The 23,329-nt window shown below is 61.9% G+C and carries 22 protein-coding genes; 9 read left to right on the top strand and 13 right to left on the bottom strand.

Annotated elements, in window-relative coordinates; genetic code table 11:
- Nucleotides 1-175: 175 nt before the first annotated feature.
- A complete protein-coding gene (locus CAPSK01_RS12925; protein WP_034927238.1) occupies nt 176-1,813 on the top strand; it encodes an acyl-CoA synthetase in 1,638 nt (545 codons plus the stop codon).
- A 92-nt stretch (nt 1,814-1,905) separates the two neighbouring features.
- Entirely contained in the window at nt 1,906-2,706 is an 801-nt protein-coding gene (locus CAPSK01_RS12930) for an enoyl-CoA hydratase (RefSeq protein WP_034927241.1), read from the top strand.
- A gap of 80 nt (nt 2,707-2,786) precedes the next feature.
- Here CAPSK01_RS12930 and CAPSK01_RS12935 read toward each other — a convergent pair whose 3' ends face one another.
- The gene (locus CAPSK01_RS12935) at nt 2,787-3,095 is read right to left on the bottom strand and encodes a transcriptional regulator (protein WP_034927245.1); all 309 of its coding nucleotides are present in this window, start codon (nt 3,093-3,095) and stop codon (nt 2,787-2,789) included.
- Nucleotides 3,096-3,539: 444 nt separating this feature from the next.
- Here CAPSK01_RS12935 and CAPSK01_RS12940 point away from each other — a divergent pair, with 444 nt between their 5' ends.
- The 3 genes from CAPSK01_RS12940 to CAPSK01_RS12950 all read left to right on the top strand — a co-directional run bounded on the left by CAPSK01_RS12940 (nt 3,540) and on the right by CAPSK01_RS12950 (nt 4,645).
- Nucleotides 3,540-3,788 carry a hypothetical protein gene (locus CAPSK01_RS12940; RefSeq protein WP_034927250.1) on the top strand — a complete coding sequence of 83 codons (249 nt, stop codon included), beginning with the start codon at nt 3,540-3,542 and terminating at the stop codon, nt 3,786-3,788.
- Nucleotides 3,788-4,216 (top strand): TA system VapC family ribonuclease toxin, encoded by a 429-nt coding sequence (locus CAPSK01_RS12945; protein ID WP_034927252.1) that lies wholly within the window; start codon nt 3,788-3,790, stop codon nt 4,214-4,216. Before CAPSK01_RS12940 ends, CAPSK01_RS12945 begins: the two co-directional genes overlap by 1 nt.
- Nucleotides 4,217-4,417: 201 nt before the next feature.
- Nucleotides 4,418-4,645 (top strand): hypothetical protein, encoded by a 228-nt coding sequence (locus CAPSK01_RS12950; RefSeq protein ID WP_034927254.1) that lies wholly within the window; start codon nt 4,418-4,420, stop codon nt 4,643-4,645.
- 65 nt (nt 4,646-4,710) lie between these two features.
- Here CAPSK01_RS12950 and recN read toward each other — a convergent pair whose 3' ends face one another.
- Together recN and CAPSK01_RS12960 are read right to left on the bottom strand one after the other, a co-directional pair.
- Nucleotides 4,711-6,399 carry a DNA repair protein RecN gene (recN, locus tag CAPSK01_RS12955; protein WP_034927261.1) on the bottom strand — a complete coding sequence of 563 codons (1,689 nt, stop codon included), beginning with the start codon at nt 6,397-6,399 and terminating at the stop codon, nt 4,711-4,713.
- A gap of 35 nt (nt 6,400-6,434) precedes the next feature.
- Entirely contained in the window at nt 6,435-7,361 is a 927-nt protein-coding gene (locus CAPSK01_RS12960; protein ID WP_273703640.1) for an NAD kinase, read from the bottom strand.
- A 73-nt stretch (nt 7,362-7,434) separates the two neighbouring features.
- Between CAPSK01_RS12960 and hrcA the strand changes: the two genes are divergently transcribed.
- Entirely contained in the window at nt 7,435-8,463 is a 1,029-nt protein-coding gene (gene hrcA / locus CAPSK01_RS12965; RefSeq protein ID WP_034927264.1) for a heat-inducible transcriptional repressor HrcA, read from the top strand.
- Nucleotides 8,463-9,566, top strand: a complete 1,104-nt coding sequence (gene hemH / locus CAPSK01_RS12970) for a ferrochelatase (RefSeq protein WP_034927267.1) — start codon at nt 8,463-8,465, stop codon at nt 9,564-9,566. The genes hrcA and hemH overlap by 1 nt, the downstream gene beginning before the upstream one ends.
- Before the next feature lie 4 nt (nt 9,567-9,570).
- Here the strand turns inward: hemH and aceB are convergent, their stop codons facing one another.
- Nucleotides 9,571-11,169: a malate synthase A gene (aceB, locus tag CAPSK01_RS12975; protein ID WP_034927269.1), complete on the bottom strand. Its 1,599-nt coding sequence runs from the start codon at nt 11,167-11,169 to the stop codon at nt 9,571-9,573.
- 117 nt (nt 11,170-11,286) lie between these two features.
- On the opposite strand from aceB, the gene CAPSK01_RS12980 reads away from it, so the two are divergent.
- Nucleotides 11,287-12,192, top strand: a complete 906-nt coding sequence (locus CAPSK01_RS12980) for a LysR family transcriptional regulator (protein ID WP_034927585.1) — start codon at nt 11,287-11,289, stop codon at nt 12,190-12,192.
- Nucleotides 12,193-12,239: 47 nt separating this feature from the next.
- Here the strand turns inward: CAPSK01_RS12980 and CAPSK01_RS12985 are convergent, their stop codons facing one another.
- Together CAPSK01_RS12985 and CAPSK01_RS12990 are read right to left on the bottom strand one after the other, a co-directional pair.
- Complete coding sequence (locus tag CAPSK01_RS12985; RefSeq protein WP_273703641.1) at nt 12,240-12,395, bottom strand: hypothetical protein; 156 nt, start codon at nt 12,393-12,395, stop codon at nt 12,240-12,242.
- Between the two features lie 542 nt (nt 12,396-12,937).
- Nucleotides 12,938-15,883: an HD domain-containing phosphohydrolase gene (locus CAPSK01_RS12990; RefSeq protein WP_034927280.1), complete on the bottom strand. Its 2,946-nt coding sequence runs from the start codon at nt 15,881-15,883 to the stop codon at nt 12,938-12,940.
- 134 nt (nt 15,884-16,017) lie between these two features.
- Here CAPSK01_RS12990 and CAPSK01_RS12995 point away from each other — a divergent pair, with 134 nt between their 5' ends.
- Nucleotides 16,018-16,527 (top strand): adenylyltransferase/cytidyltransferase family protein, encoded by a 510-nt coding sequence (locus CAPSK01_RS12995; protein WP_273703642.1) that lies wholly within the window; start codon nt 16,018-16,020, stop codon nt 16,525-16,527.
- A gap of 55 nt (nt 16,528-16,582) precedes the next feature.
- Here CAPSK01_RS12995 and CAPSK01_RS13000 read toward each other — a convergent pair whose 3' ends face one another.
- The 7 genes from CAPSK01_RS13000 to CAPSK01_RS13035 all read right to left on the bottom strand — a co-directional run bounded on the left by CAPSK01_RS13000 (nt 16,583) and on the right by CAPSK01_RS13035 (nt 23,249).
- The gene (locus CAPSK01_RS13000) at nt 16,583-17,431 is read right to left on the bottom strand and encodes an HDOD domain-containing protein (protein WP_034927283.1); all 849 of its coding nucleotides are present in this window, start codon (nt 17,429-17,431) and stop codon (nt 16,583-16,585) included.
- A gap of 183 nt (nt 17,432-17,614) precedes the next feature.
- Nucleotides 17,615-17,998, bottom strand: coding sequence for a YajD family HNH nuclease (locus tag CAPSK01_RS13005; protein WP_034927286.1), 384 nt, complete (start codon nt 17,996-17,998; stop codon nt 17,615-17,617).
- A gap of 74 nt (nt 17,999-18,072) precedes the next feature.
- The gene (locus CAPSK01_RS13010) at nt 18,073-19,239 is read right to left on the bottom strand and encodes a nucleotide pyrophosphatase/phosphodiesterase family protein (protein WP_034927309.1); all 1,167 of its coding nucleotides are present in this window, start codon (nt 19,237-19,239) and stop codon (nt 18,073-18,075) included.
- A gap of 247 nt (nt 19,240-19,486) precedes the next feature.
- A complete protein-coding gene (locus CAPSK01_RS13020) occupies nt 19,487-20,023 on the bottom strand; it encodes a chalcone isomerase family protein (RefSeq protein WP_034927313.1) in 537 nt (178 codons plus the stop codon).
- The gene (locus CAPSK01_RS13025; RefSeq protein ID WP_034927319.1) at nt 19,992-21,173 is read right to left on the bottom strand and encodes a cyclopropane-fatty-acyl-phospholipid synthase family protein; all 1,182 of its coding nucleotides are present in this window, start codon (nt 21,171-21,173) and stop codon (nt 19,992-19,994) included. The genes CAPSK01_RS13020 and CAPSK01_RS13025 overlap by 32 nt, the downstream gene beginning before the upstream one ends.
- Nucleotides 21,170-21,931 (bottom strand): DUF1365 domain-containing protein, encoded by a 762-nt coding sequence (locus tag CAPSK01_RS13030; RefSeq protein WP_034927322.1) that lies wholly within the window; start codon nt 21,929-21,931, stop codon nt 21,170-21,172. Before CAPSK01_RS13030 ends, CAPSK01_RS13025 begins: the two co-directional genes overlap by 4 nt.
- 7 nt (nt 21,932-21,938) lie before the next feature.
- Nucleotides 21,939-23,249: an FAD-dependent oxidoreductase gene (locus CAPSK01_RS13035; protein ID WP_273703674.1), complete on the bottom strand. Its 1,311-nt coding sequence runs from the start codon at nt 23,247-23,249 to the stop codon at nt 21,939-21,941.
- Nucleotides 23,250-23,329 lie beyond the last annotated feature (80 nt).

The following is a 23,329-nucleotide window of genomic DNA, read 5'->3' on the forward strand; positions in this document are numbered from 1 at the left end:
CGCCGACCGCCGACGCCCAGGGTGGCGTCATTGCCCTGGTTGTGGCCAGCGGAGAACTCGGGCGAGAGTTCGCTGCGTGGTTGAATGATCTGGAGAAACGTGGCAGGCTGAAGCACTGCCGGTCAACGGCAGGCGAAAGCCAATCATACTGATCACCTGAGAGGAGAAGCTGGGGATGCCAAATATTTACCAAGAAGGTCTCGACAAGAATACGGCCAATTACACGCCGCTGACGCCGCTGACATTCATTGCCAGGAGCGCTTATATCTATTCCGAGCGCACGGCAGTGATTCACGGTCAGCGTCGCTATAGCTGGCTCGAGACTTTTACCCGCGTCCGCCGCCTCGCGTCGGCGTTGACCAACCACGGTATCGGCGAGGGCGACACCGTGGCCGTGATGCTCAACAATACCCCGGAGATGGTCGAGTGCCACTTCGGCGTGCCGGTCACCGGCGCGGTTTTGAATACGCTCAATACCCGTCTGGATGCCGAAACGATTGCTTTCATGCTCGAGCACGGCGAGGCCAGGGTGCTGATTACCGACCGCGAGTATTCGCCTACCGTGAAAAAGGCGCTGGCCGTTCTGCGCAGCCCGATCCTGGTGATCGATGTTGACGATCCCGAGTACAGCGGCCCCGGTGAACGCCTGGGCACGCAGGAGTACGAGCAGTTCATTGCCGGCGGGAGCCCGGAGTTTCCCTGGGGCGGCCCGGCTGACGAATGGGATGCCATCTCGCTCAACTACACCTCCGGAACCACCGGCAACCCGAAGGGCGTGGTTTACCATCATCGTGGTGCCTATCTCAACTCGATGAGCAACATCGTCAGTTGGGGAATGCCGCCGCATTCGGTCTATCTGTGGACGCTGCCGATGTTCCACTGCAACGGCTGGTGCTTCGTCTGGACGATGGCCGCCAACGCCGGCACCAACGTCTGTTTGCGCCGCGTCGATCCGAAGCTGATATTCGAAGCGATCCGTGCACACCGCGTCACCCACTACTGTGGCGCACCGATCGTGCACAGTCTGATGGCCAATGCGCCGGCCGACTTGCGCGCCGGCATCACACACCAGGTTGCCGGCCTGATCGCGGCCGCACCGCCGCCGGCCGCAGTCATCGAAGCGATGGCGAACATCGGCGTCGATCTCACGCATGTGTACGGTCTGACCGAAACCTACGGGCCGGCGGCGGTGTGTGCCAAACACGCCAACTGGGCCGCGCTGCCGGTGGCCGAACAGGTTGATCTGAACGGTCGACAGGGCGTGCGTTACCACGCGCAGGAAGCGATCACCGTGCTCGATCCGGCGAGCATGGAGGCGGTACCCTGGGACAAGGAGACCATGGGCGAGATCATGTTCCGTGGCAATCTGGTGATGAAGGGCTATCTCAAGAACCCGAAAGCGACCGCGGAGTCGTTTGCCGGCGGCTGGTACCACACCGGCGACCTGGCGGTGATGCACGCCGATGGCTACGTGAAGATCAAGGATCGTTCGAAGGACGTGATCATCTCCGGGGGAGAAAACATTTCGTCGATCGAGGTCGAGGATGTCCTCTACAAGCACCCGGCGGTGATTGCTGCGGCCGTCGTGGCGACGCCTGACCGCACTTGGGGCGAGGTGCCCTGCGCCTTCATCGAGTTGCGCGAAGGGGCGGCGCCGAGCGAGCAGGAGGTGATCGAGTTCTGCCGCCAGCACATGGCACGTTTCAAGGTTCCCAAGCGGGTGATCTTCTGTACTTTGCCGAAGACCTCGACCGGCAAGATCCAGAAGTACGTGTTGCGCGAACAGGCGAAATCCGCAGCCGCGATCGAGTAAGCCGAAGCTGCCGCTGTGGCCGGCAGGCGGGTGGACGCCGCTTGTCCGGCACTCGCAAATGATCCTCTACAACCCGTTCCCAGGAGAGAAGCATGCATCCCCCGACGTCAACCCAGGAAGACCCCTACGTTATCCGCACCGATCACGAGGGCATCGCGACGCTGATGCTGAATCGCGCACAGCAGTTCAACGCCTTGTCGCAGGCGATGATTGCGGCCTTGCAGGCGGAACTGGATGCGATCGCGCCGGATCCGGCAGTGCGTGTCGTGATCATCGCGGGTGCCGGCAAAGCCTTTTGTGCCGGACACGATCTCAAGGAGATGCGGGCCAATCACCACCAGGCGTTCATGCAGGATCTGTTCCGGCGTTGCGGCAAGATGATGATCACCCTGACGCAAATGCCGCAACCGGTCATCGCGCGTGTGCATGGCATTGCCACTGCCGCCGGTTGTCAGCTGGTGTCGATGTGTGACCTGGCGGTCGCTGTCGACAGTGCGCGCTTTGCCACCTCAGGCATCAACGTCGGCCTGTTCTGCGCGACGCCGGCGGTCGGACTGTCGCGCAACCTCGGTCGCAAGCAGGCGCTCGAGATGCTGCTCACCGGCGATTTCATCGATGCCCGAACGGCTTTACAGCAAGGGCTGGTGAATCGGGTCGTCGCCGCCGATGCGCTCGATGCCGAGATTGACCGGTTCGCCCGATCGATCGTTGCCAAGTCTTCGGTAGCCATCGGAATGGGCAAGCAGATGTTCTACAAGCAACTTGAAATGGGGCTGGACGCTGCCTACCAGTATGCCTCTGAAGTGATGGCCTGCAACATGATGACCGCCGACGCCGGCGAGGGGATCGACGCATTCATCGGCAAGCGCCGGGCCGAGTGGAAGGGCCGGTAAGATTTCCCTGCCATGCGCAGCAATTTCCGGCTCCCATTTTCAAGTCGTATGAACAGGCCGGGAACCCGCAGAACGAACTTTCAGGCAGGCTTCTTGAGCTTGCTCTTGGCCGCCTTCTTGAGGGTCTTGAAGAGTTCCGGGTCTTCCGCCTTCACGTATTCGAGAACCTCGATGTCTTCACGTTTGAGGCGCTGAATGTCGATCTGCTCGACATGGACGAGCCTGAGCAGCTCACGCACCGGCTTGGGCATATTGCGGCCGCTTTCATAGCGCGAACCGCCACTCTGCGTCACGCCGATCTTGGACCAGAACTGCTGCTGATTCAAACCAAGCCTGCGACGAATTTCGCGCGGATCGACCTTCTCAACTACTTTGTTGACGGTGCTCATGACTATCCTTTCTTACATTCACGCCAAGTGGACCAGCAGAAAGTCGACTTCCTGCCATACCTTCATACAATATGACTTTGGTAATGCACGACGCACTATAAGCGATTCGCCCGAAATTTTGCAAGTGGCATTGTAATAGAACATCAGGCTAAGCCGGAAGTGGTTCAACAGCCCAGCCAGGCCCTGCAGAACGCCAGGACGTTGCGGACGCGCTTTCGCAAGCGGCGGTCCGGGCGAACCACTTCCTGCCGACCACGGCACAGCCGACGAACCGCCGTTCTGAACACCGTCGATCGCTCAGACTTCAAGGGCCCCCGTCGGCCCCTTTTTATGTCGACTTCAACACACGACGGTGATCCATGATCCCATCGGGTTGGGTATCGTTGCTTGCTTGCAGTGTTCTGATGCGTTAGCATCAATGCATCACTGGTCAGGAGAATGCTCATGCGTACCACTCTCGATATCGAAGACGATGTCCTGCTGGCTGCCAAGGAGCTTGCCCGGCGTGGCGGGACGACGGCCGGCCGGGTGATCTCGCACCTCTTGCGGCAAGCCCTGACCCAGTCGCCGCCATCGACGACCAGCAGCCCCAGCGAGCCGGCGGCCGTCCACGGTTTCCGCCCCTTCCCGTCACGGGGGAAAGTGGTCACCAACGAGCAGGTCGACCAGCTGAGAGACGAGGAAGGCGTTTGATGCGCGCCTTGCTCGATGTGAATGTGCTGATCGCCCTGCTGGACAGCGACCACCTGCATCACACCAGAGCCATGGCCTGGTTGCAGGAGAACATTCAGTCGGGCTGGGCGTCGTGTCCGCTGACCGAGAACGGTTGTATCCGGATCATGTCGCAACCCGGCTACCCGAACGCACTGCCGGCCGGGGCCATCGCCGAACGTCTCGCCGCAGCGACGGCGACCAGCCATCACGTTTTCTGGCCAGACGCCGTGAGCATCCTCGCGAGCGGCCGGATTGCCTGGAATGCCGTACTCGGCTCCCGCCAGGTGAGCGACGTGTATCTGCTGGCACTGGCGGTGCAGCAAGGCGGCCGCCTGGTGACGCTGGATCGTGCGGTCCCGCGGCAAGCCGTTCCTGAGGCAAAAAGTCGTCATCTCCTGGTGATCTGAATTCCCCGACAGGGCCGTCGGTGCAATGGATGCTTGCCCGCCACCCGCCCCGGTCTTCATCGGCGTGGGCGGCCGACACCCCCTCCAGAGCGTCGCCAATCGCCCTCGACTCCCGTGGTCAGCCATCGGGTTTGCGGTGGCCAGACAAAAGAGAGGACTTTGAGCAGGAGCAGCGATTTCTCGGTCTTGAAGTGCGTGGCGATGTGCAGGAAGCTCGGTCCGGGTCCCGCCGGGGCCCATCAGGCGGCGCAGGATCTCCGGCGTGAACCCGGCATCGAGATAGCGCTGGCCGGCAACGACGCCTTCGCCGGCGCGGCAGCGTCCGGCCTGCTGGTCGCGGACGACGCCGGGCAGAGCGACGTTGCCGAACTCCGGATCGGGCTGCGAAGCACCGAGCGCGACGCCTTGCCAGCGCGATTTGTCCATTGAGGGACGATTCCCGAAATCAGGGAGTTAGGGCATTTCATGGTCAAGGGTGACCCGCCAACGCTGGATCAAGGGCGTCGTGAGCCGTTGCTGCCGCCTCCGTCTGCCGTGATCAGCATTTCCCTGGCATGCTGACGGGTAATCGACGTAATGTCGATGCCGCCAAGCATGCGAGCAATTTCCTCCACCCGGGCATCTCCTTCGAGTGTGGCAACGTGGCTGCGCACCGATCCTGCCCGAATCGTCTTGCTGACTTGCCATTGCCAGTTGGCGCGTGCGGCAACCTGCGGCAGGTGCGTCACGCAAAGAACCTGTCTTTCGCCTCCCAATTCGCGCAGCAAGCAGCCGACGACTTCGGCAACACCACCACCGATGCCGACATCGACCTCGTCGAAGATCAGCGTCGGTACGCTTGCCGCCTGACTGGTGACCACCTGAATGGCGAGACTGATCCGTGAGAGTTCGCCCCCGGAAGCGACCTTGGCCAGCGACCGCGGTTCGCTACCGGCCAGGCCGGCGATACGAAACTCGACCTGTTCAAACCCGGCAGCATTCCCTCCTTCGACCGGCAACAAGCCAAGCTCGAAGCGGCCTCCAGCAAGCGCCAACTGTTGCATGACCTGGCTGACTTCGCGGCCGAGCACTTCGGCTGCCTGGGCGCGTTTGCCGGAGAGACGCTGCGCGAGCTGTTCATACTGCACACGGGCGGCCGTGGCGCGCGCCGCCAGGGCGGTGAGGTCGGCAGCCTCACCAAGGACGCTCAGTCGCTCCTGCCAGCGTGCCAGTAGCCCTGGCAGGTCATCGGGAGCACAGCGGAATTTGCGCGCACAACCCAGGATCGCTTCGATGCGTTGTTCGACTTCCACCAGACGCCGTGGGTCGAGTTCGATACGATGGGTGTAACGATGCAGGGCAGAGGCCGCTTCGCTGAGTTCGGCCTGCACTGATTGCAGCAGATCGGTGATTTCGGATAGCGCCGGATCGTACTCGCAAAGCCCATCCAGGCGATTGATCGCGGCAGCGACCTGGGCCTCACAAGCGGCGTCGCCCTCGGCCAATACCTGCAAGGCGAACTGCGCGCCTTCGACAAGGCTGGCTGCATGGCCCAAACGTTTGTGCTCCTCGTTCAGAAGCTGCCATTCTTCGGTCGAGAAGTGGAGTGTTTGCAGTTCACGAACCTGCCATTCCAGTTGCTCGCGTTCGACGGCCAAGGCCTCGCTGCCGCTGCTGGCGGTATCCAACAGCGTCTTGGCCGCGCGCCAGTTGCGCCATGCGGTGGCGACTTCCGCGAGCAGGGATTCGAGCCGGGCGTGCGAATCGAGCAGAGCGCGCTGCGCTTCGCTGCGCAGCAGCGACTGATGCGCATGCTGACCGTGGATGTCGACCAACGATTCGGCCACCTCCCGCAACTGCTGGACGGTCACTGGCGAACCATTCAGATAGGCGCGCGAACGGCCGCTGGCATCCAGTACGCGACGCAGCAGCAAAACGCCCTGCGTATCCAGATCATGCGCCTGTAGCCAGGCGGCAGCCGCCGGCGAAGCCGCAAGGTCGAACTCGGCACTCACCTCCGCGCGCTCGCTCCCGGCGCGAATGAGGCCCGTGTCGGCGCGCTCACCCAGGGCGAATGCCAGGGCGTCGACGAGAATCGACTTGCCGGCACCGGTCTCGCCGGTCAGTGCGCCAAATCCTTGCTGAAACTCGAGTTCCAGCCGGTCGACCAGCACGAAGTCGCGAATCGTCAAACGACAGAGCATAGGGGGATCGTTAATCTCGTCGTCACGGCATGGGATCAATGTTCCTTGGGTCGCTCGCTCCAGTGCAGCTTTTGTCGGAGCATGGCGAAATAGCTGTAACCCGGCGGATGCAGCAGACAGATCGAATATTCGGAGCGACGGATACGTACGGAATCCTCGTTGCGGAGATCAACCGTCACCTGGCCGTCGAAGTGAGCACGCGAATCGGTGGCGTGCACGATCCGGATCTCGATTTCGTTGCGATCACCGACCAGGATTGGCCGGTTGGTCAGGGCGTGTGGGCAGAGCGGAACCAGGGCGATGGCAGAAACCTGCGGATGCAGGATCGGGCCATTGGCCGAGAGCGCGTAGGCCGTCGAGCCGGTGGAGGTGGCGACGATCAGGCCGTCCGAGCGCAGGTGGTAAATGAACTCGCCGTCGATGAACAGTTCGAGCTCGATCATCCGTCCGATCGCGCCCTTGTCCACCACCACATCGTTCAAGGCCAGGTTGGAAACGATACTACGCTCGCCACGCACGACATCCGCATCGAGCAGCATGCGGGTCTCCGGAACGAACTTGCCATCCAGAAGGTCGTCCATGCAGGTCAGCATGTCGCTACGTGCGATGTCGCTCATGAAGCCGAGACGCCCCTGGTTTACGCCGACCAGAGGCACCCGATAACGGGCCAGTTGGCGTGCGGCATTGAGCATGGTACCGTCGCCACCGACGACGATGGCGATGTCGGCATGGGCACCAAGCCAGGTGAAACTGCCGCTCGCCCAGCTTCCGAGTTCCAGATGCGAGATGACGTTGCAGGCGGTCTCTTCCTCGATCAATACGGTCATGCCGCGTTCCTGCAGGTAATGGGCCAGCAGGCGAATCGACTCGGCAATCTCTGGACTGTGGTACTTTCCGACCAGCGCAATCGTCCGGGGTGGCGGTGCGCAATCAGCCGAATCTTCTGGAAAGGCGTTGTTCATGCGTGAATTAAACCACAATTCAGCCTGCTTCCGCGGCGCCCCGTGATCGATGGATTTTTTGTAGAATCGGCCCATGCTAGACGAACGCGCCAAAACGCTCCTCAAGACCCTGATCGAACGCTATATTGCTGAAGGGCAACCCGTCGGATCACGCGCCCTGTCCCGGTACTCGCGCCTGGATCTGTCGGCAGCAACCGTGCGTAATGTCATGGCCGATCTCGAAGAAATTGGTCTGATCGCCAGTCCGCACACCTCTGCCGGGCGTGTCCCCACGTCACGCGGCTACCGCTTTTTTGTCGATACTCTGCTGACTGTCCAGCCGCTCGAAAAGGACAAGCTCGACGCCATCGAGGAACAGTTGCTGCCTTCACAGCCCTCGCAATTGATCAGCAAGGCCTCGCACCTGTTGTCCGGGCTGACCCATTTTGCCGGCATCGTCCTGGCGCCGCGCCGTCTGACGCCGAAGATCCGTCAGATGGAGTTCGTCAGTCTGTCAGAGAAGCGCATTCTGCTGATCCTGGTCACTTCCGACGGCGACGTGCAGAATCGCCTGCTCTTCCCCGGGCGCGCCTATACGCCGTCCGAACTGGTCACCGCGACCAACTATCTGAATCAGCATTTTGTCGGCCAGGATTTTGAGTCCATCAGTCGCCGTCTCCATGAAGACCTGCAGAAACTGCGCGGCGATCTGCAGATGCTGATGGCCGCGGCGCTGACGGCCGGTGACGAGGCAATGCGTGGATCCGACAACCGCTATGTCATTTCAGGTGAACGCAACCTGCTTGAAGTCGAAGAATTCTCGTCGAACATGCGGCGGCTGCGCGAATTGTTCAACCTCTTCGAGCAGCAAACCTCGCTGATGCAACTGCTGGATCTCTCGAAGCGTGCCGAAGGGGTACAAATCTTCATCGGTGGCGAATCGGGGCTGGCTCCCCTTGACGAGTGCAGCGTGGTCACGGCACCGTATGCCGTGGACGGTGAAGTGGTCGGATCGGTCGGCGTCATCGGCCCAACCCGCATGGCCTACGAACGAGTCATTCCAATCGTCGAAATTACCGCCCGACTGCTCTCTTCGGCGCTGACCTATCAGGCCAGATACTGATGCCAGGTTATTTCCCGGAACCGGTCTACCGCCACGGTTCATCCACAAACAGCGCCGTTCTGCTGATCAACCTGGGGACCCCGGCAGCGCCGACGGCCACCGCGGTGCGACGCTACCTCAAGGAGTTCCTCTCCGATCCGCGCGTCGTCGAGATCCCGCGCGCTGTCTGGTGGCTGATTCTGAACGGCATCATCCTCAATATTCGACCGCGCCGGTCGGCGGAAAAGTACGCGGCGGTGTGGACGGCCGAAGGCTCGCCACTGCGCGTGCATGTCGAACGTCAGGCCAAGTTGCTGCGTGGCTTGCTTGGGCAGGCCGGACATCGGGTCCTCGTCGATTTCGCCATGCGTTATGGTGAGCCGTCGATTTCGGCAACGCTCTCCCGTCTCAAGGCCGAGGGCTGCACGCGCATTCTGTTGCTGCCACTCTATCCACAGTACTCGGCGAGCACGACGGCCAGCGCATTCGATGCAGTTGGCGCCTGGCTGCAACGTGTGCGCAATCAGCCGGAAATACGTACGGTCCGGAATTTTGCCGATCACCCCGGCTACATTGCGGCACTGGCAGCCAGTGTGCGCGAGCACTGGTTCAGTCACCCCCGGCCGGACCGATCGTATCGTCTGGTCATGAGCTTTCATGGGCTGCCGCGCTACACGCTGGACAAGGGGGACCCCTATCACTGCGAGTGCCAAAAGACCGGCCGCCTGCTTGCCGAGGCGCTGAGTCTTGGTCAGGAACAATACCAGGTCTGCTTTCAGTCGCGTTTCGGCCGTGCCGAATGGCTGCAGCCGTATACCGCACCAACCCTCAAGGCGCTGGCAGCACAGGGCGTGCAGCGGGTCGATGTGATCTGCCCGGGATTCCCGGCAGATTGTCTCGAGACGCTCGAAGAAATCGCCATCGAGGGCCGGAGTGCGTTCATGCAGGCCGGCGGCAGGGAATTCCACTACCTTTCCTGCCTCAACGAGCGGGACGACTGGATTCGCGCGCTCGCCGACCTGGCCGCCAGCCACCTGCAGGGCTGGCCGACCCGCAGCTCGCCGGACCCGGCCAGCCGCGAACTCGGCGCCTTGCGCGCGCGCGCCCTGGGCGCCTCGTTCTGAGGGCCTATTCCATGGCTTCGTACAGCGGCAGGGTCAGGAACTCCGGGTATTCCGGTGTCAGCGACATCTTGTCGAAAATGACTGCTGCCTGATCGTAGGTGGCGGTCTCTTCTCCCTGAGCACTGACCGTCGTTTTCACCTTGAGCAGTTCTTCGGCGATCATGCTGCGCACCATCTCGGCGGTGACCTTGCGGCCGTCATCGAGGACGCCTTTGGGCGAAACCACCCATTGCCAGACCTGCGAACGCGAGATCTCGGCCGTGGCGGCGTCTTCCATCAGGTTGTGGATCGGCACACAGCCGTTGCCGGCGAGCCAGCTGCCGAGGTAGTGAATGCCGACGTTGATGTTGTTGCGCACACCGGCTTCGGTGATGGGTTGCGAGGGCTGGAAGTTGAGGAAGTCCGCCGCCGTGAAGGTCTCGTCGCGCTGCTTTTCCCACTGGTTCGGGCGATCGCCGAGCACTTTCTGAAACTCTTCGGCAGCGATCGCCACCAACCCTGGGTGGGCCACCCAACCGCCGTCGAAGCCGTCATTGGCGTCACGCGTCTTGTCGTGACGGATGCCTGCCAGCGCCTTTTCGTTGGCCACCGGATCGTTCTTGATCGGAATCAGCGCGCTCATGCCGCCCATCGCCGGCGCGCCGCGCTTGTGGCAGATTTTGACCAGCTGCAGTGCGTAGCTGCGCATGAAGGGAACCTCCATGGTGATCGCGCCACGGTTGGCCAGGCAGAAGTCCGGGTTCTTCTTGAACTTCTTGATGCACGAGAAAATGTAGTCCCAGCGTCCGGCGTTGAGGCCCGCCGAGTGTTCACGCAGTTCGTAGAGGATTTCCTCCATCTCGAAGGTGGCGAGGATGGTCTCGACCAGCACGGTAGCCTTGATGGTGCCGCGCGGCAGGCCGATATGCTCCTGCGCCATGATGAAGATGTCGTTCCACAGACGCGCTTCGAGATGCGATTCCATCTTCGGCAGATAGTAGAAGGGGCCAGCGCCGCGCGCGATCTGCTCTCTGGCGTTGTGGAAAAAGACGAGTCCGAAATCGAAGATGCCGCCAGAAACGCGCTGACCATCGACGGTGACGTGTTTTTCGTCGAGGTGCCAGCCGCGCGGACGAATCTGCAGAGTGGCGATGGTCTCGTTGAGCGTATATTCCTTGCCGGCTTCGTTGGTGAATGACAACTGGCGCCGAATGGCTTTGTAGAGGTTAACCTGGCCCTGGATCTGGTTGTCCCACTTCGGACTGTTCGAGTCCTCGAAGTCGCTCATGTACGAATCGGCGCCCGAGTTGTAGGCGTTGATGATCATCTTGGCCTCGACCGGGCCGGTGATTTCGGTGCGGCGGCGCTCGAGCGCCTTCGGCAGCGGTGCAATTTTCCAGTCGCCGTCGCGGATAGACCGGGTTTCCGGCAGGAAGTCGGGCATTTCGCCAGCGTCGATCCGTTCCTGGCGAGCAACGCGTGCCCGCAGCAGTTCCTGGCGGCGACCCTCGAAAGCGCGGTGCAGTTTGGCGACCAGAGCCAGCGCCTCGGGGGTAAGAATGGTTTCGTAACCGGGTTGGATCGGTGCGTTGATTTGCATGCCGGCGGGTAGATTAAGGCTCATGCGATGACTCCTGTCGATGGGTGATGATGCAATGCAGCGATTCTATTGGAGGCTGCAATCAAAGATAATAGCGAATGGAATCAAATTATCTTTTACTTCTGGTATCGAATCGGCGAGATGGACCATATCAAGCAAATCGAGGCCTTCGTTAACGCTGCAACACGTGGCAGTCTCTCGGCAGCGGCACAGTTGGAAGGGATCACGCCAGCGGTGATCGGGCGCCGGCTCGACGCGCTGGAGGCACGCCTTGGCGTCAAGCTGCTGCTGCGCACGACGCGAAAGCTGTCGCTGACCTTCGAAGGGCAGGCTTTCCTCGAGGACTGTCAGCGCATCCTCAACGATCTGGCGAATGCCGAAGCGGCGGTTTCACTGGGTGGCATTCGTGCCAGCGGTCATCTCAAGCTGTCGGCGCCGGCCGGCTTTGGGCGTCGGCATGTGGCGCCGCAGGTAGCTGCCTTCATGCGGGCCAATCCACAAGTCACCGTGCGGCTTGATCTGACCGATCGGCTCGTCGATCTGCTCAACGAAGGCGTTGACTGTGCGGTACGGATCGGCGAAATGGCCGATTCGAGCCTGGCGAGCAGCAAACTTGGCGAAATGCGTCGCGTCATCGTTGCCAGCCCAGCCTACCTGGCTGAATACGGGGTGCCTCGTACGCCGGCCGAACTGGCCGCGCACAACTGCCTGTCGCTGGGTCAACAACGTGGCTGGGCGCTGCGCCAGAACGTGGGAGGTGAGGTGAGGAATTACAAGGTGTCGGGCACCTTCGAGTGCAATGACGGAGCGGTGTTACACGCCTGGGCGCTGGCCGGCAAGGGCCTGGCCTGGCGATCGATGTGGGAAGTGGGTGACGATTTGCAGAATGGCCGACTCGTTTCCCTGCTCGACGAGCATGCGGCACCCAGTGTCGGCATCTACGCCGTATTTCCGCAACGCCGGCATTTACCGTTACGTGTTCGGCTGTTCATCGATCAGCTCAAGACGACTTTTGGTGACCCGCAATACTGGGGGCTTGGTCACTGAACACCCGTCTGCCGCGTGACTAAAAGCACGTCAGGCTGGCCACCGGATCACTCCGCATTATTGGCAGCTCGCTTGGCGGCTCGCAGCAGCGCCTTCCTGGCTTTTTCTGCCCGGATGTGCGCGAGTGCCTGAGCCTTGTTGCACTCCTTGCAGTAGGAATGCAGGCCATCCGCACTTCGTGAATTCTTGTGAAATTCCAGCATCGACTTTTCTTGCTTGCACTTGACGCAGATTTTCGTAGTCATGGGAGAACGTGAAGGTTAGGGAAGACAGGAGGATCAGGGGCCACATATGAAGATCATAAATTGAATTAATTAAATGATCCGTGATCAATGGCACAATTTATTCCAATGCGCCGCTGTCATTTCCCTCAAACCTTTTGCCGAGACCATTCCCTCGCGCCATGGAACACTCGAGTCAATCAAAAAGTGCTGCATATCAGCATGATGCCCTGTCATACGGAGCGCCCTCGGATCGTGCGGTACCGCCGGCCAGAGCGAATCGAGCAGATTGGAAGTGTCAGTCTGGCCAGAGATGAATAAGAAAATGCTATGCCGTAATATAAACTATGTTTATTTAAAAATGGCTTGGGCGGCAGTTCCCTGGCGCTACCGGCGATTGATCAACCGTAGTCGTAAAAAATTCTGACAGTCTGTGGCGAACGCCGCGCTCGACGATGTCACACCCGGCCGCGTACTCTGCTCAGGGAGGACGAAACCTGCATCCGTACGGATCAAGGGCCGCGTCAAACGGCGGGTGGCCAGCGAAGCGTCGCGGCCAGCAAAGCTTCGACATCGACCGCGTCGACCTGCTCCGGCTGCATGAATCGTTGCGCGTAGTCGAGATATACCCCGGCGCGCAGGAAGAGTGCGAACAACTCCGGATCGATGTGCTGCTCCTGTTGCATCCGGGACATGATGGCCAGCGCTTCCGACAGCGTCTTGCCCTTCTTGTAGGGTCGGTCGACCGCTGTCAAGGCTTCGAAAATGTCGGCGATGGCCATCATTCTTGCCAGCGGACTCATTTGTTCGCGCCTGAGTTGCCGCGGATAGCCGCTGCCATCCATCTTCTCGTGGTGCCCACCGGCAATTTCCGGCACTTGCCGGAGGTGTCTCGGGAAAGGCAGTTGCGACAGCATGACCAGCGTCTGCACGATATGCTCGTTGATCTTGTAGCGTTCCTCTGTCGATAGGGTGCCACGTGCGACAGAAAGGTTGTAGAGTTCGCCCCGGTTGTATAGCAGCGGCGGGACCTGCATGCGAAATCCCCAGCGGTTGTTTTCCGGCATGCGATCCTGCGCCTGCCTGGCGATGAGGTGCTCTGGCTTGTCGGCGAGCAACGCTTCGGCAACGGGCAGTGCCGAGCAAGGTGTGCGCGCCTTGCGCAGCTTCTCTTCGTGCGAGATGCCGATGCGGTCATCGAGTGTGCGCAGCCAGGTGCGCGCGGCGATCGCCTGCAGGCGATCGATGCTTTCCGGCGCCATGAATTCGCCGCCTTCGTTGCATCGGGCAACGAAGGCGAAGTCTTCGTCGAGCTGCTGTAGTTCGGCGGCCAGCTGGCAGCGCACCGTCTCGGCGTCCTTGCCGGCGGCCATGGCCTGCAGGCTGCTGATTTCCGCATCACGTTTGAGTACTTCAAAGCGCATCCGTACTTCGTGAATGCGGTCATGGATGGTTTCCAGCTTCGTGGCCTTGTCCACCACGTATTCGGGCGTCGTCACTTTGCCGCAGTCATGCAGCCAGGCGGCCACGTGCAATACTTCCCAATCATCCTCGGATAACTGAAAGTCCTGGTAGGGACCACAACGGGCAGCGCACGCTGCGTGTGCCAGCATCTTGGTCAGTTCCGGAACGCGTGCGCAGTGACCGCCAGTATAGGGACTCTTGGCGTCAATTGCCGCCGCGATCAGTTGGATGAACGCTTCGAACAGATCCTTCTGCGCCTTGATCAGTGCCTTGCTTTCAAGTGACACGGCTGCCGACCCGGAAAGTGCCTTGACAAAGCTCAGGCGGTGGCTGTCGGTTTCCGTCTCGCTGAGCAGAATCATTGCCCCGACCAGCTCGTTCTTGCGGTTGCACAGCGGAACGGCCATGGCGTGGCTCGTCTGGGCCAGGTTCGCAGTCGCCAACCCCCGGTAGCCCAGGCTATCAAGGTCTTCGGGCTGTAGCCGGCCGGCACGGGCGATGCCTTCGGCCAATGCAGCGCCGAGCAACGGGCCGGCGTGCGCGACGTCGAGCGAGGGCAATTCGCCGGCCAGCACCGAACCGTTGTCGTCGAGTGCCACGGCCGGGTTGAGCTGACTGGCTTCGGCCAGGTAAAGCACACCGGCCCGCGTCCCCGAGGCCGAGAGCGTATCGGCGAGCAGGCGCGGCAGCAAGCGGTCGAAGTTCTGCTCGGCGGCGACAGTCTGGTTGATGTCCAGAAAGCGATGGATGGTTCTCTTCATCCCGTCCATGGTCAAAGCAAGCTCGGTGACTTCCTTGATCGAAGATTCCAGGACGATCGGCCGAGAAAATTCGAAATGGCGGATCGCCTCGGCTTCGCTGGCCAGGCGGCGCAGCGACTGCGAAATGCTCTGCGCCAGCAGCCAAGTGAGCGGAATCGACAACAGCAGAACGAGCAGCGTGGCCGCCGCCGATTGACGTATCACTTGCAGTGCCCCAGCCATCAGCTCGTTTTCCGGGATAGCAGTGACCAGGTAGAGCGGCGGCACTCCTTCGAGCATGAGGCGATTAACCGAGACTCTCCACTCGTTGCCACCCACCTTGACGCCAAGGGCATAGGCAGCCTCCTGACCCTGCATCTGCCTCACGACGGCCAGGAGCGGTACCAGCACCGGCACCGCCAGCTCGTCGATTCTCGCCAACGACGGCTTACCGTCGCTTTCCGGCGAGGCCAGCACCATTCGCGAAACATCCTCGTGGGCCAGTACGTAGCCCTGAGCGTTGACGAGCACCATCTCGCTTCCCGGGGTCACCTTTTGTCCGGCCAGTGACTTGCCGAGCGTATCGAGCAGAATGTCTGCACCGACCACGGATCGTCCGCCACCGGCGCGACTGGCCAGTGTCGTGCCGACCCGCCGGCTCGAGAAAAAGAGGTACGGAGGCGTCTTGACCTGCGTCGGGGAGGCCTGTCCTTCGGTATACCAGATCCGGTCACGCGGATCATAGGCCGCGGCGTAGTCCGGACGATCGTCGTCGCGCAGGGTCTGCAGGGCTGCGTCAAGATAGATAAAACGACCGCGCGGTGCGGCCCCGACCCGCTCGATGCTCTGCACGACGTAGTTCGCGCCGGCCGGCGCTCGCGCGGCCTCGCTCGCGCTGCCATGGCCAACACGTCCAACCAGGAAGAAGTCGCCATTGTCGTAACCGACGTAGAGCGAAGACAGCGCCGGCGAACTGTCGAGCGCCTGGCGCATGAACTCCAGGCTGTCGAGACGCTCCTTGAGCGAGGTCGCGCTGGTCACACGCTGCAGGCTCAACAGGCGAGTAGCCACCTCCGCCGGTTCGATGATGCGCCGCATCTCGAGCAGTGCTGCACGGCTGATGCGTGCCGTCAGGTCGGCAGCGGATTCTTCCAGCAGCTTGCTGCTGAGTTGGTAGCCGATGCCGCCGAGAACGCCGCAAACGAGAAGTATCAGCGCCAGAAACAGCGTCGAAATATGGATGTGCAGTGGGTAGCGATGGTGCATGTAGCGGCCCCTGTGGCGAGTCCCGAATAGCGCACGATACCGAAAAAGGATGGATTCGTGCGCCCAATGATCGGGTGGATCGGCGACGCCGGATTTCGAAAGGCTGTACGATGGGCGCTTTTGCGGAGTGACGGATGCCCAATCCAATGCCTCAACCATCGACCCGCCTGCCGGCATTCGAAAGCAAGATCGTTGCCCCCGGCGAATTTGCCGAGCGCATAGACAGCGTGCCGCGTCCGCTGGTGTTCACCAACGGCTGCTTCGATCTGCTGCACCGTGGCCATGTCAGCCTCCTCGCCGAAGCCCGCGCACTCGGCGCGGCGCTGGTTGTTGCGCTGAACTCGGATGCGTCGGTCAAACGTCTTGGCAAAGGCGATGACCGTCCGGTCAATCCCTTGCGCGATCGTCTGGCAGTCATCGCCGCTCTCGAATCGGTCACTCTGGTGACTTGGTTTGAGGAAGATACGCCATTGCAGCGCATTCTCGATTGCCGACCCGATATTCTCGTCAAGGGTGGCGACTGGCCGCTCGAAAGAATCGTCGGCAATGAGGAAGTGCACGGCTGGGGCGGTTGCGTGCGCTCCTTGCCGTTCATTCACCAGACATCGACGACCGGCTTGCTCGCCAAGATCCGGCAACTGTAGTACGCACGGGCAGTCATCGATTGCGCTGTGGTTCGGGCGGCGCCGGTCGGCGACTTCAGGAGCCAAGAGCGCTTTTCAGCGAGGCCAGGTCTTCTGCGGATTCGGCAAGCAGGGCGCCGAGCGCCTGGGCGTCAAATAGCTGCAACAGCCTGGCAGGGTCCAGCGGAACGCAAAACAGGCTGTCCCGCCATCCATGCTGCAGATTGGCCAGCTTGTTGGCGACGAACAGCACGTCGCCCAGCGTTTTCAGGGTCACGATCGTTCGATCCTGTTCGTGCTCCTGTACCACCACCAGCAGCTCTTCCGGCATCCCCATCGCAGCCAGCAGCGCGTGCCCGATACTGTCATGCCAATCGACCAGCAGCGCATGCAGTTCAGCTGGGTCGCCGACCAGGGCAGGGAAATTTACTGCCCGCGAGAGCAGGTAGAACACGCCGAGGTCATGCACCAGGCCGGCAAACATGGCCTCGTCGGGACTGACCTGGGTCAAGCGACGTGCCAGGACGCGTGCCAGCGCGGCGACCTGCATGGTGTGTTCCCAAAGGCGCCGCGACAGCGCTGCGAATGGGGCCATCTTCTTGGAGTTGAGAAGTTGCTCCATGGCCACGGCAAAGGAAACGCTGCGCACTGCCTCCATGCCAATTCGCGAAATCGCACGATTGACGTCGACGATGGCCCTTCCAGAGGGGTTCATCGCCACCGAATTGGCCAAACGGATGATCTTGGTGCTCATCAGGGGCTCGGCGCTGATCAGCGTACCCAGATGGTTGATGGTCAAATCGGGTTTTCTGAGCGCGGTTCGTACCTGAAAGGTGATATCGAGGAAAGTCGGAAAAGAAACGACATCGTCCGAAAGGTCGCGGGCGATGTCCTCTAGGATACGGAAGCAGTCTTGATTACTCACTTGTCTTGCTCTCACATACGCTGTGCACGACGAGGTGGCCGAGCGGTCTGGCAGGATTGCCAGGCGTCATGGGGCCAGCCAGCAATCGGATTCTGCCTGAAAACGATCCAGGGGGTGAGTCGCGCAGACCTGCTCGATCAAACGATATTCGGCGCTTGTCCAAGCTTCCTTCGCGAGGCAGGATCAGCGGCTTTTCAGGAGTTCCTTCAGGTTCGCGAATGGCTGCGCTGTCGCCGGCGCTCTGGCCGTCGCGCCAAGCGAAGCGATGCCAGACTGGCGGGCCGCGGCTGCGTCGAGTTCCCTGGCGTGTTCGTTATCGTGGCAGTAGAGGCATAACAGCTCCCAGTTGCTGCCGTCACTAGGGTTGTTGTCGTGATTGTGGTCGCGGTGGTGAACGGTGAGTTCGCGCAGATTCTGGTGTGTGAATTCACGGGCGCAGCGACCACAGATCCATGGGTAGATTTTCAGGGCCTGTTCGCGATAGCCCGCCTCACGGCCAAGGCGGTTGCGGATGGCGTCGGCAATCAGGCGATCGGTGTGTGCGGTTTTGGCATGGTCGTTGGCCATGGTGGGACTCCTCGAGAAAAAGTGGGCGCGGAGCAAACCGCTGATCCCGGCAGTTAATAGGAAAGTCATGACCGTCAGGCCAGCAGCGCGATCAGCGGAACGCGCATTTCGCTGCTGCTGATGCCGCCATGTACGCCGAGCATTGCAAAATGCTTTTCTCCCGGCAGCCAGTCCTTGATCGTCCAGTTGTCCTTCATCACCAGGGTGTAGTCACCGATTCGGGATGCGAGGCGCGGATGGTAGGGGGGAGGACCGAACCATCCGCCTGCAATCAGTCGGTCGCTGGCGTAGAGGTGGGCAGCGCGGGCCAGATGGCGGCGCACATAGTCTTCGAAAGCCGGCCGATTGGCCGCGGCGACGTAGCAATAGGCGACCCGGCGCTCACCGCACAAGGGCCGGAGCAGCAGTGCGGCGAGCTGTGGATGGTCGTCGAGACTGATGACTCGGCGATGGGGAGAATCAATGAAACCATGGTCGGCGGTGAGCAGCACCCAGGTATTGCTGCCGCGCAGCTTGTGCAGCAACTCACCGAACAGGGTGTCAACCGTGCTCAGTGTCTGTTGTGCCTGGCGGCTGTCGGTGCCGTAATGATGCGAACAGCTGTCGAGGTCGGGGTAGTAGGCATAGACATAGCGCGAGCGGGTCGTTTCCTGCAGAAGTTCGCCCAGACAGGCAAACATCTCGGCGACCGAGTGGTAGGCACGGGTCTGCGCAGCACGCGAGTGCCAGGCGTTGAAGGGGCTGTCGACGATGCTCTGTGGCGTTACCACCCAGGACTCGCGATCCAGCCTCTGAAACAGCGACGGATGCTCGAACAGGCGCGACGGCAGAGCGGCCGGCGACAGTCGGGGCGGCCCCAATCGGGGTGTCAGCGGCAGGATTGCCAGGGTCTGGTCGATCTCGTCCAGATGCATGTGCCAACCGGTGAGACCGTGCTGCGCCGGCGCGAGGCCGGTCATGAAGGTGGTGATGGCGCTGGCAGTGGTCGACGGAAAGACCGAAGTCATGCTGCCGAGCAGGTGGTGTTGCAGATGCGGGCTGCTGGCGTGTCTGGCCAGCGTCCGTTGCCCCAGCCCATCGATGACCAGCAGTACGATATGCCGCGCCCGGCCCAGTTGCGCCGCCGACAACGCCGGTAGCGGTGGATATGGACTGCTGGTGCTGCCGCAGGCTGTGGCGATGCTCTGCACCAGATTGACGATGCTGCCACCAGCGTAGTCGGGAAGGTGATTCGCACTCATGATCCGGCCATTTTACGCCAAGCGTCAGCGCTGGGTGTTGCCGCAAGCGCCTGGCACGCCACCATCCGGCCAGGTCTGGCTCCTGGCATCGCATGCGCACCTCTTGGTAGAAGAACTCCCAGATCAGCATCGCGCCGTTTTCAGCAACCACCTGCCCGGTGATGACGAAGCGCGGCTCGGCAGTGCCGCAAAAGCCAGCGGCAGACCGAGCAGGTCGTAAGCGAGGATACGTTCGGTGCCCATCAGCTCAGGCAAGCGGCCGCTTGAGCAAGGCCGCGCGCAACTCGGGGGCGCTCGTTCGCGTATCCAGCCAGATGCCGAAGAAGGCGCGTGCGAAAGCGGGGTCGGCAATCTTGCCGACATCGCGGTCGTTGTGGAAGAAGCGCGCGCCTTCCTGCAGATGCACGCCGATGAGGTGATCGCCGGGGCGCACGTCAGGGAAGATCCTGCCCATCTGTTCGCCCCAGACCTTGAGAAGGGCTTCGTTGGCGACTCCCAGATTGCGGATTTCCTTGACGCTGGCTTCGGTGATGTCACGGCCGGCGATTTGGCGCTTATACGTCAGTTTCAAGGCCAGCGGCGGTCGCACGGGATCTTCGCCGGCGGCCCACAGGGTTGCCTCGTAGATGAGGAAACCAAAACGGCGGAACTCGCCGCTGCCCCAGCGCTTGAAGCCGGCGGTCAGGGTTTCCGGACCGCTGCTCGCCAGTCCGGCCAGCGGCCAGGCGGCGAGGGCGAGCAGGAAACGGCGCCTAGCGATGTGTGAGTTCGAAATGGAAGACATCGATGTTTCCGGCCAGGAAGCCGGCCTCGCAATAGCACAGATAAAGGCGCCAGAGGCGGCGGAATGGTTCGTCGAAACCGAGCGCCGCAATCCGCGGCCAGTTCCGGTCAAAGGCGTGCCGCCATTCCGCCAGCGTCCGCGCGTAGTCTTCACCAAAAGCATGTTCGTCCTGTACCGCCAGCCCTTGCCGGGCGGCAGCGGCGCGGAAAGTCGACGGCGACGGCAGCATGCCGCCGGGGAAGATGTACTGCTGGATGAAGTCGGTACCCTTGCGGTAGTCGGCAAACAGCTCGTCACCGATGGTGATGCTCTGGATCACCGCGCGGCCGCCCGGTTTGAGCGCCTTGGCGAGCGTCCGGAAATAAGTCGGCCACCAGCGCTCGCCGACGGCCTCGAACATCTCGATCGAAACGATGTGGTCATACTGCTCACGGGTGTCACGGTAGTCCTGCAACCGCAGGTCGGCCTCTGGCACGCGCTGGCGTGCCCATTCGAGCTGCGCCGGCGAGAGCGTCAGGCCGGTCACCTGCAGACCCTGCCGCACGGCCATCTCGGCCAGACCGCCCCAGCCGCAGCCGATTTCCAGAACGCTTTGTCCGGGTTGTGCCTGCAATCGGCTCAGGATGCGACGGTACTTGGCGATCTGCGCGGTTTCGAGATCGACCGCGTCCTCACCGCCATAGAGCGCGCTGGAGTAACTCATGCCGGCGTCCAGCCACAGTCTGTAGAACTCGTTGCCCAGATCGTAATGGGCCATGATGTTGCGCTTGCTGCCGGCGCGGCTGTTGCCGTTGAGCAGGTGGCGGATACGTGCCGCGAGCAGGTGGCGCCAGCGCCCATAGACCGCCGAGCGTAGCGCAGAACGGTTTTTCGCGAGCAAGGTCAGCAGACCGGTGACATCCGGCGAATCCCATGCGCCGTCGAGGTAAGCGGCGGCCAGGCCGATGTCGCCACGGGCAAGCACCTGGCCGAACATTGCCTCATCGTGCACCTGCAGGGTGACGCCGTGCTCGCCATCGCCGAACAGGCGGCTTGAACCGTCCGGCAGACGCACTTCGAGCAGCCCCCCTTGCAAGCGTTCCAGCAAGTCGAAGACCAGACGGGCATCGCGTGCCAGGGGCACTGCCTGGCGCAGGGTCAGGGTATTCATTTGCTCGGTTCCTGTAATGGGAAATCGGTTTTTCTGCCATGAAAAGGCACGCCTTTGAGCCACAATCTGAGTGCCTGCCAGTGAATGCGGGCCATCACGCCCAAAGTCAGCATGGGCATGCGCAGAAGGGCGGCGGCGAGAGCCCGGGTCGACCACGCCTGCGGCTTGCCCGAAATCGCGGTCAACAAGAGTTCGCCCTGGGCATCGTCGTAATCGATGCGCATGCGTGGGCAATGGCGTTGCAGATCGAAGCGGAAGCGATAGCCCCCCTCGACCTCGCAGAACGGCGAAACATGAAACACCTTGCTCGCCTGCAGCACCTCGCCGTCCAGCAGGGGCGCAGCGTCCGGGTGGTGCAGCAGGTAGCCGTGATGGCCGCCGAAAGTGTTGTTGACTTCGGCAAGCACGGCTATCAGTTCGCCGGCACGGTTGTGACAGAACCAGAAGCTGACCGGATTGAAGACGTAGCCGAGAACCCGAGGGAAGCATTGCAGGATGATTTCGCCGTCGTCGGGCAGACCACGCTCGCGCAGCAGGTTCTGCATCCAGGGCAACAGCGGACTGCCGTCGCGCGGGCCATGATCCTTCTGATGAAAACTCAGCAGCTTGCCGCGGTCGACCGCAAAAAGCGGGCCACTGGCGGCGGCCAGGTCGGCCAGCGGCAGTTGCACGAAAAATACCGGATAGACGAAGGCATGCACCGCCGGTCGCAAGCGCCGGTGCATCACGTGGCCGATCAGCAGGCGTGGGGCAGTCATCGCGACCTCAGACAGTCGCCAGTTCGCTGGCGACCGGCAGCGACTCGCCTTGCCACGGCGCCCGGATGCCCATGCTGTTGACGACGCGCAGCGCCGATTTCAGGCCGTCTTCGTGGAAGCCGTAGCCGCCCCAGGCGCCACACAACCAGATGCCGTTTTCGCCTTGAACCGCCGGCAGGTGTTGCTGCGCGGTAATCGCCGGGCCATCGAAAATGGGATGGGCATAGTCGAATTCGGCGATCACACTGGTTGGATCGGGCTCGTGCACCGGGTTCAGGGTGACCACCACCGGGGTGTTGAAGGGCAAAGGCTGCAGACGATTGATCAGATAGGAGACCGCAACCGGTTGCTCTCCCGGCTGGCCATGACCGGCAAGATAGTTCCAGGCGGACCACAGCCTCTCGTCGCGCGGCAGCAGACGGCGATCGCTGTGCAGTACGGCGCGGTTGGGCTGGTAGCGGATCGCCGAGAGCACCGCGCGCTGCCGGTCGCTGGCACCAGTGCCGAGAATGGCCAGGGCCTGATCACTGTGGCAGGCCATCACCACCTGATCGAAGCGCTCGCTGCCGGCAGGGGTGTGAACGCGCAGTCCGTCGGCCCCGTGCCGGACCGCAGTCACCGGGCAGGCGAGACGGATGTCGTCGAGCTGCGCGGCGATCTTCTGCACATAGGTCCGTCCGCCACCCTTCACCGTGCGCCACAGCGGCCGGTCGAAGACCTGCAACAGGCCGTGGTTCTGGCAGAAGCGGACAAAGGTGGCGAGCGGGGTATCGAGCATGCGGGCCGTCGGGCAGGACCAGATGGCAGCGGCCATCGGCAGCAGGTACCATTCCGAGAAGGCCCTGGAATAGCGTCCCTCGTCGAGGAAATCGCGCAGGCTGCGTCGCTTGTCCGGGTGACTGGCCAGCCAGGCGCAACTCTCGCGATTGAAACGCAGGATGTCCGAAAGCATCGACCAGAACTGGGGGCGCACGAGGTTGCGCTTCTGACCGAAAACCGTCGTCAGGTTGCTGCCCGACCATTCGAGATCCGGGTTCTGCAGGCTCACTGCGAAGGACATTTCGGTTTCGATGCTATCGACTCCGAGCAGAGCGAACAGGGCGATCAGATTCGGGTAGGTCTTTTCATTGAAAACCAGGAAACCCGTGTCGACCGGATGCGTCCGGCCCTGCAGGTGTACGTCGACCGTATTGGTGTGACCGCCGAGGGTTCTGCCGGCCTCGAACAGCGTCACCTGGTGCTGGCGGCTCAACAACCAGGCACTGGCCAGACCGGAGATGCCGGCACCGACGACGGCAATGCGTTGTATCCGTTGCATGGCGCTCCCCACGTGCCGGATGGACAGACGGCGGCTGTCCGGAGCCGATTGCACGTCAGGGAGGAAGAAATGCGCGGGTG

It is taken from the genome of Candidatus Accumulibacter vicinus, from assembly GCF_000584955.1.
Lineage (GTDB): Bacteria > Pseudomonadota > Gammaproteobacteria > Burkholderiales > Rhodocyclaceae > Accumulibacter > Accumulibacter vicinus.

Coding starts and splice junctions, on each gene's coding strand:
- CAPSK01_RS12925 (WP_034927238.1), top strand. CDS start 176: ATGCCAAATATTTACCAAGAAGGTCTCGACAAGAATACGGCCAATTAC.
- CAPSK01_RS12930 (WP_034927241.1), top strand. CDS start 1,906: ATGCATCCCCCGACGTCAACCCAGGAAGACCCCTACGTTATCCGCACC.
- CAPSK01_RS12935 (WP_034927245.1), bottom strand. CDS start 3,095: ATGAGCACCGTCAACAAAGTAGTTGAGAAGGTCGATCCGCGCGAAATT.
- CAPSK01_RS12940 (WP_034927250.1), top strand. CDS start 3,540: ATGCGTACCACTCTCGATATCGAAGACGATGTCCTGCTGGCTGCCAAG.
- CAPSK01_RS12945 (WP_034927252.1), top strand. CDS start 3,788: ATGCGCGCCTTGCTCGATGTGAATGTGCTGATCGCCCTGCTGGACAGC.
- CAPSK01_RS12950 (WP_034927254.1), top strand. CDS start 4,418: ATGTGCAGGAAGCTCGGTCCGGGTCCCGCCGGGGCCCATCAGGCGGCG.
- recN (WP_034927261.1), bottom strand. CDS start 6,399: ATGCTCTGTCGTTTGACGATTCGCGACTTCGTGCTGGTCGACCGGCTG.
- CAPSK01_RS12960 (WP_273703640.1), bottom strand. CDS start 7,361: ATGAACAACGCCTTTCCAGAAGATTCGGCTGATTGCGCACCGCCACCC.
- hrcA (WP_034927264.1), top strand. CDS start 7,435: ATGCTAGACGAACGCGCCAAAACGCTCCTCAAGACCCTGATCGAACGC.
- hemH (WP_034927267.1), top strand. CDS start 8,463: ATGCCAGGTTATTTCCCGGAACCGGTCTACCGCCACGGTTCATCCACA.
- aceB (WP_034927269.1), bottom strand. CDS start 11,169: ATGAGCCTTAATCTACCCGCCGGCATGCAAATCAACGCACCGATCCAA.
- CAPSK01_RS12980 (WP_034927585.1), top strand. CDS start 11,287: ATGGACCATATCAAGCAAATCGAGGCCTTCGTTAACGCTGCAACACGT.
- CAPSK01_RS12985 (WP_273703641.1), bottom strand. CDS start 12,395: ATGCTGGAATTTCACAAGAATTCACGAAGTGCGGATGGCCTGCATTCC.
- CAPSK01_RS12990 (WP_034927280.1), bottom strand. CDS start 15,883: ATGCACCATCGCTACCCACTGCACATCCATATTTCGACGCTGTTTCTG.
- CAPSK01_RS12995 (WP_273703642.1), top strand. CDS start 16,018: ATGCCCAATCCAATGCCTCAACCATCGACCCGCCTGCCGGCATTCGAA.
- CAPSK01_RS13005 (WP_034927286.1), bottom strand. CDS start 17,998: ATGGCCAACGACCATGCCAAAACCGCACACACCGATCGCCTGATTGCC.
- CAPSK01_RS13010 (WP_034927309.1), bottom strand. CDS start 19,239: ATGAGTGCGAATCACCTTCCCGACTACGCTGGTGGCAGCATCGTCAAT.
- CAPSK01_RS13020 (WP_034927313.1), bottom strand. CDS start 20,023: ATGTCTTCCATTTCGAACTCACACATCGCTAGGCGCCGTTTCCTGCTC.
- CAPSK01_RS13025 (WP_034927319.1), bottom strand. CDS start 21,173: ATGAATACCCTGACCCTGCGCCAGGCAGTGCCCCTGGCACGCGATGCC.
- CAPSK01_RS13030 (WP_034927322.1), bottom strand. CDS start 21,931: ATGACTGCCCCACGCCTGCTGATCGGCCACGTGATGCACCGGCGCTTG.
- CAPSK01_RS13035 (WP_273703674.1), bottom strand. CDS start 23,249: ATGCAACGGATACAACGCATTGCCGTCGTCGGTGCCGGCATCTCCGGT.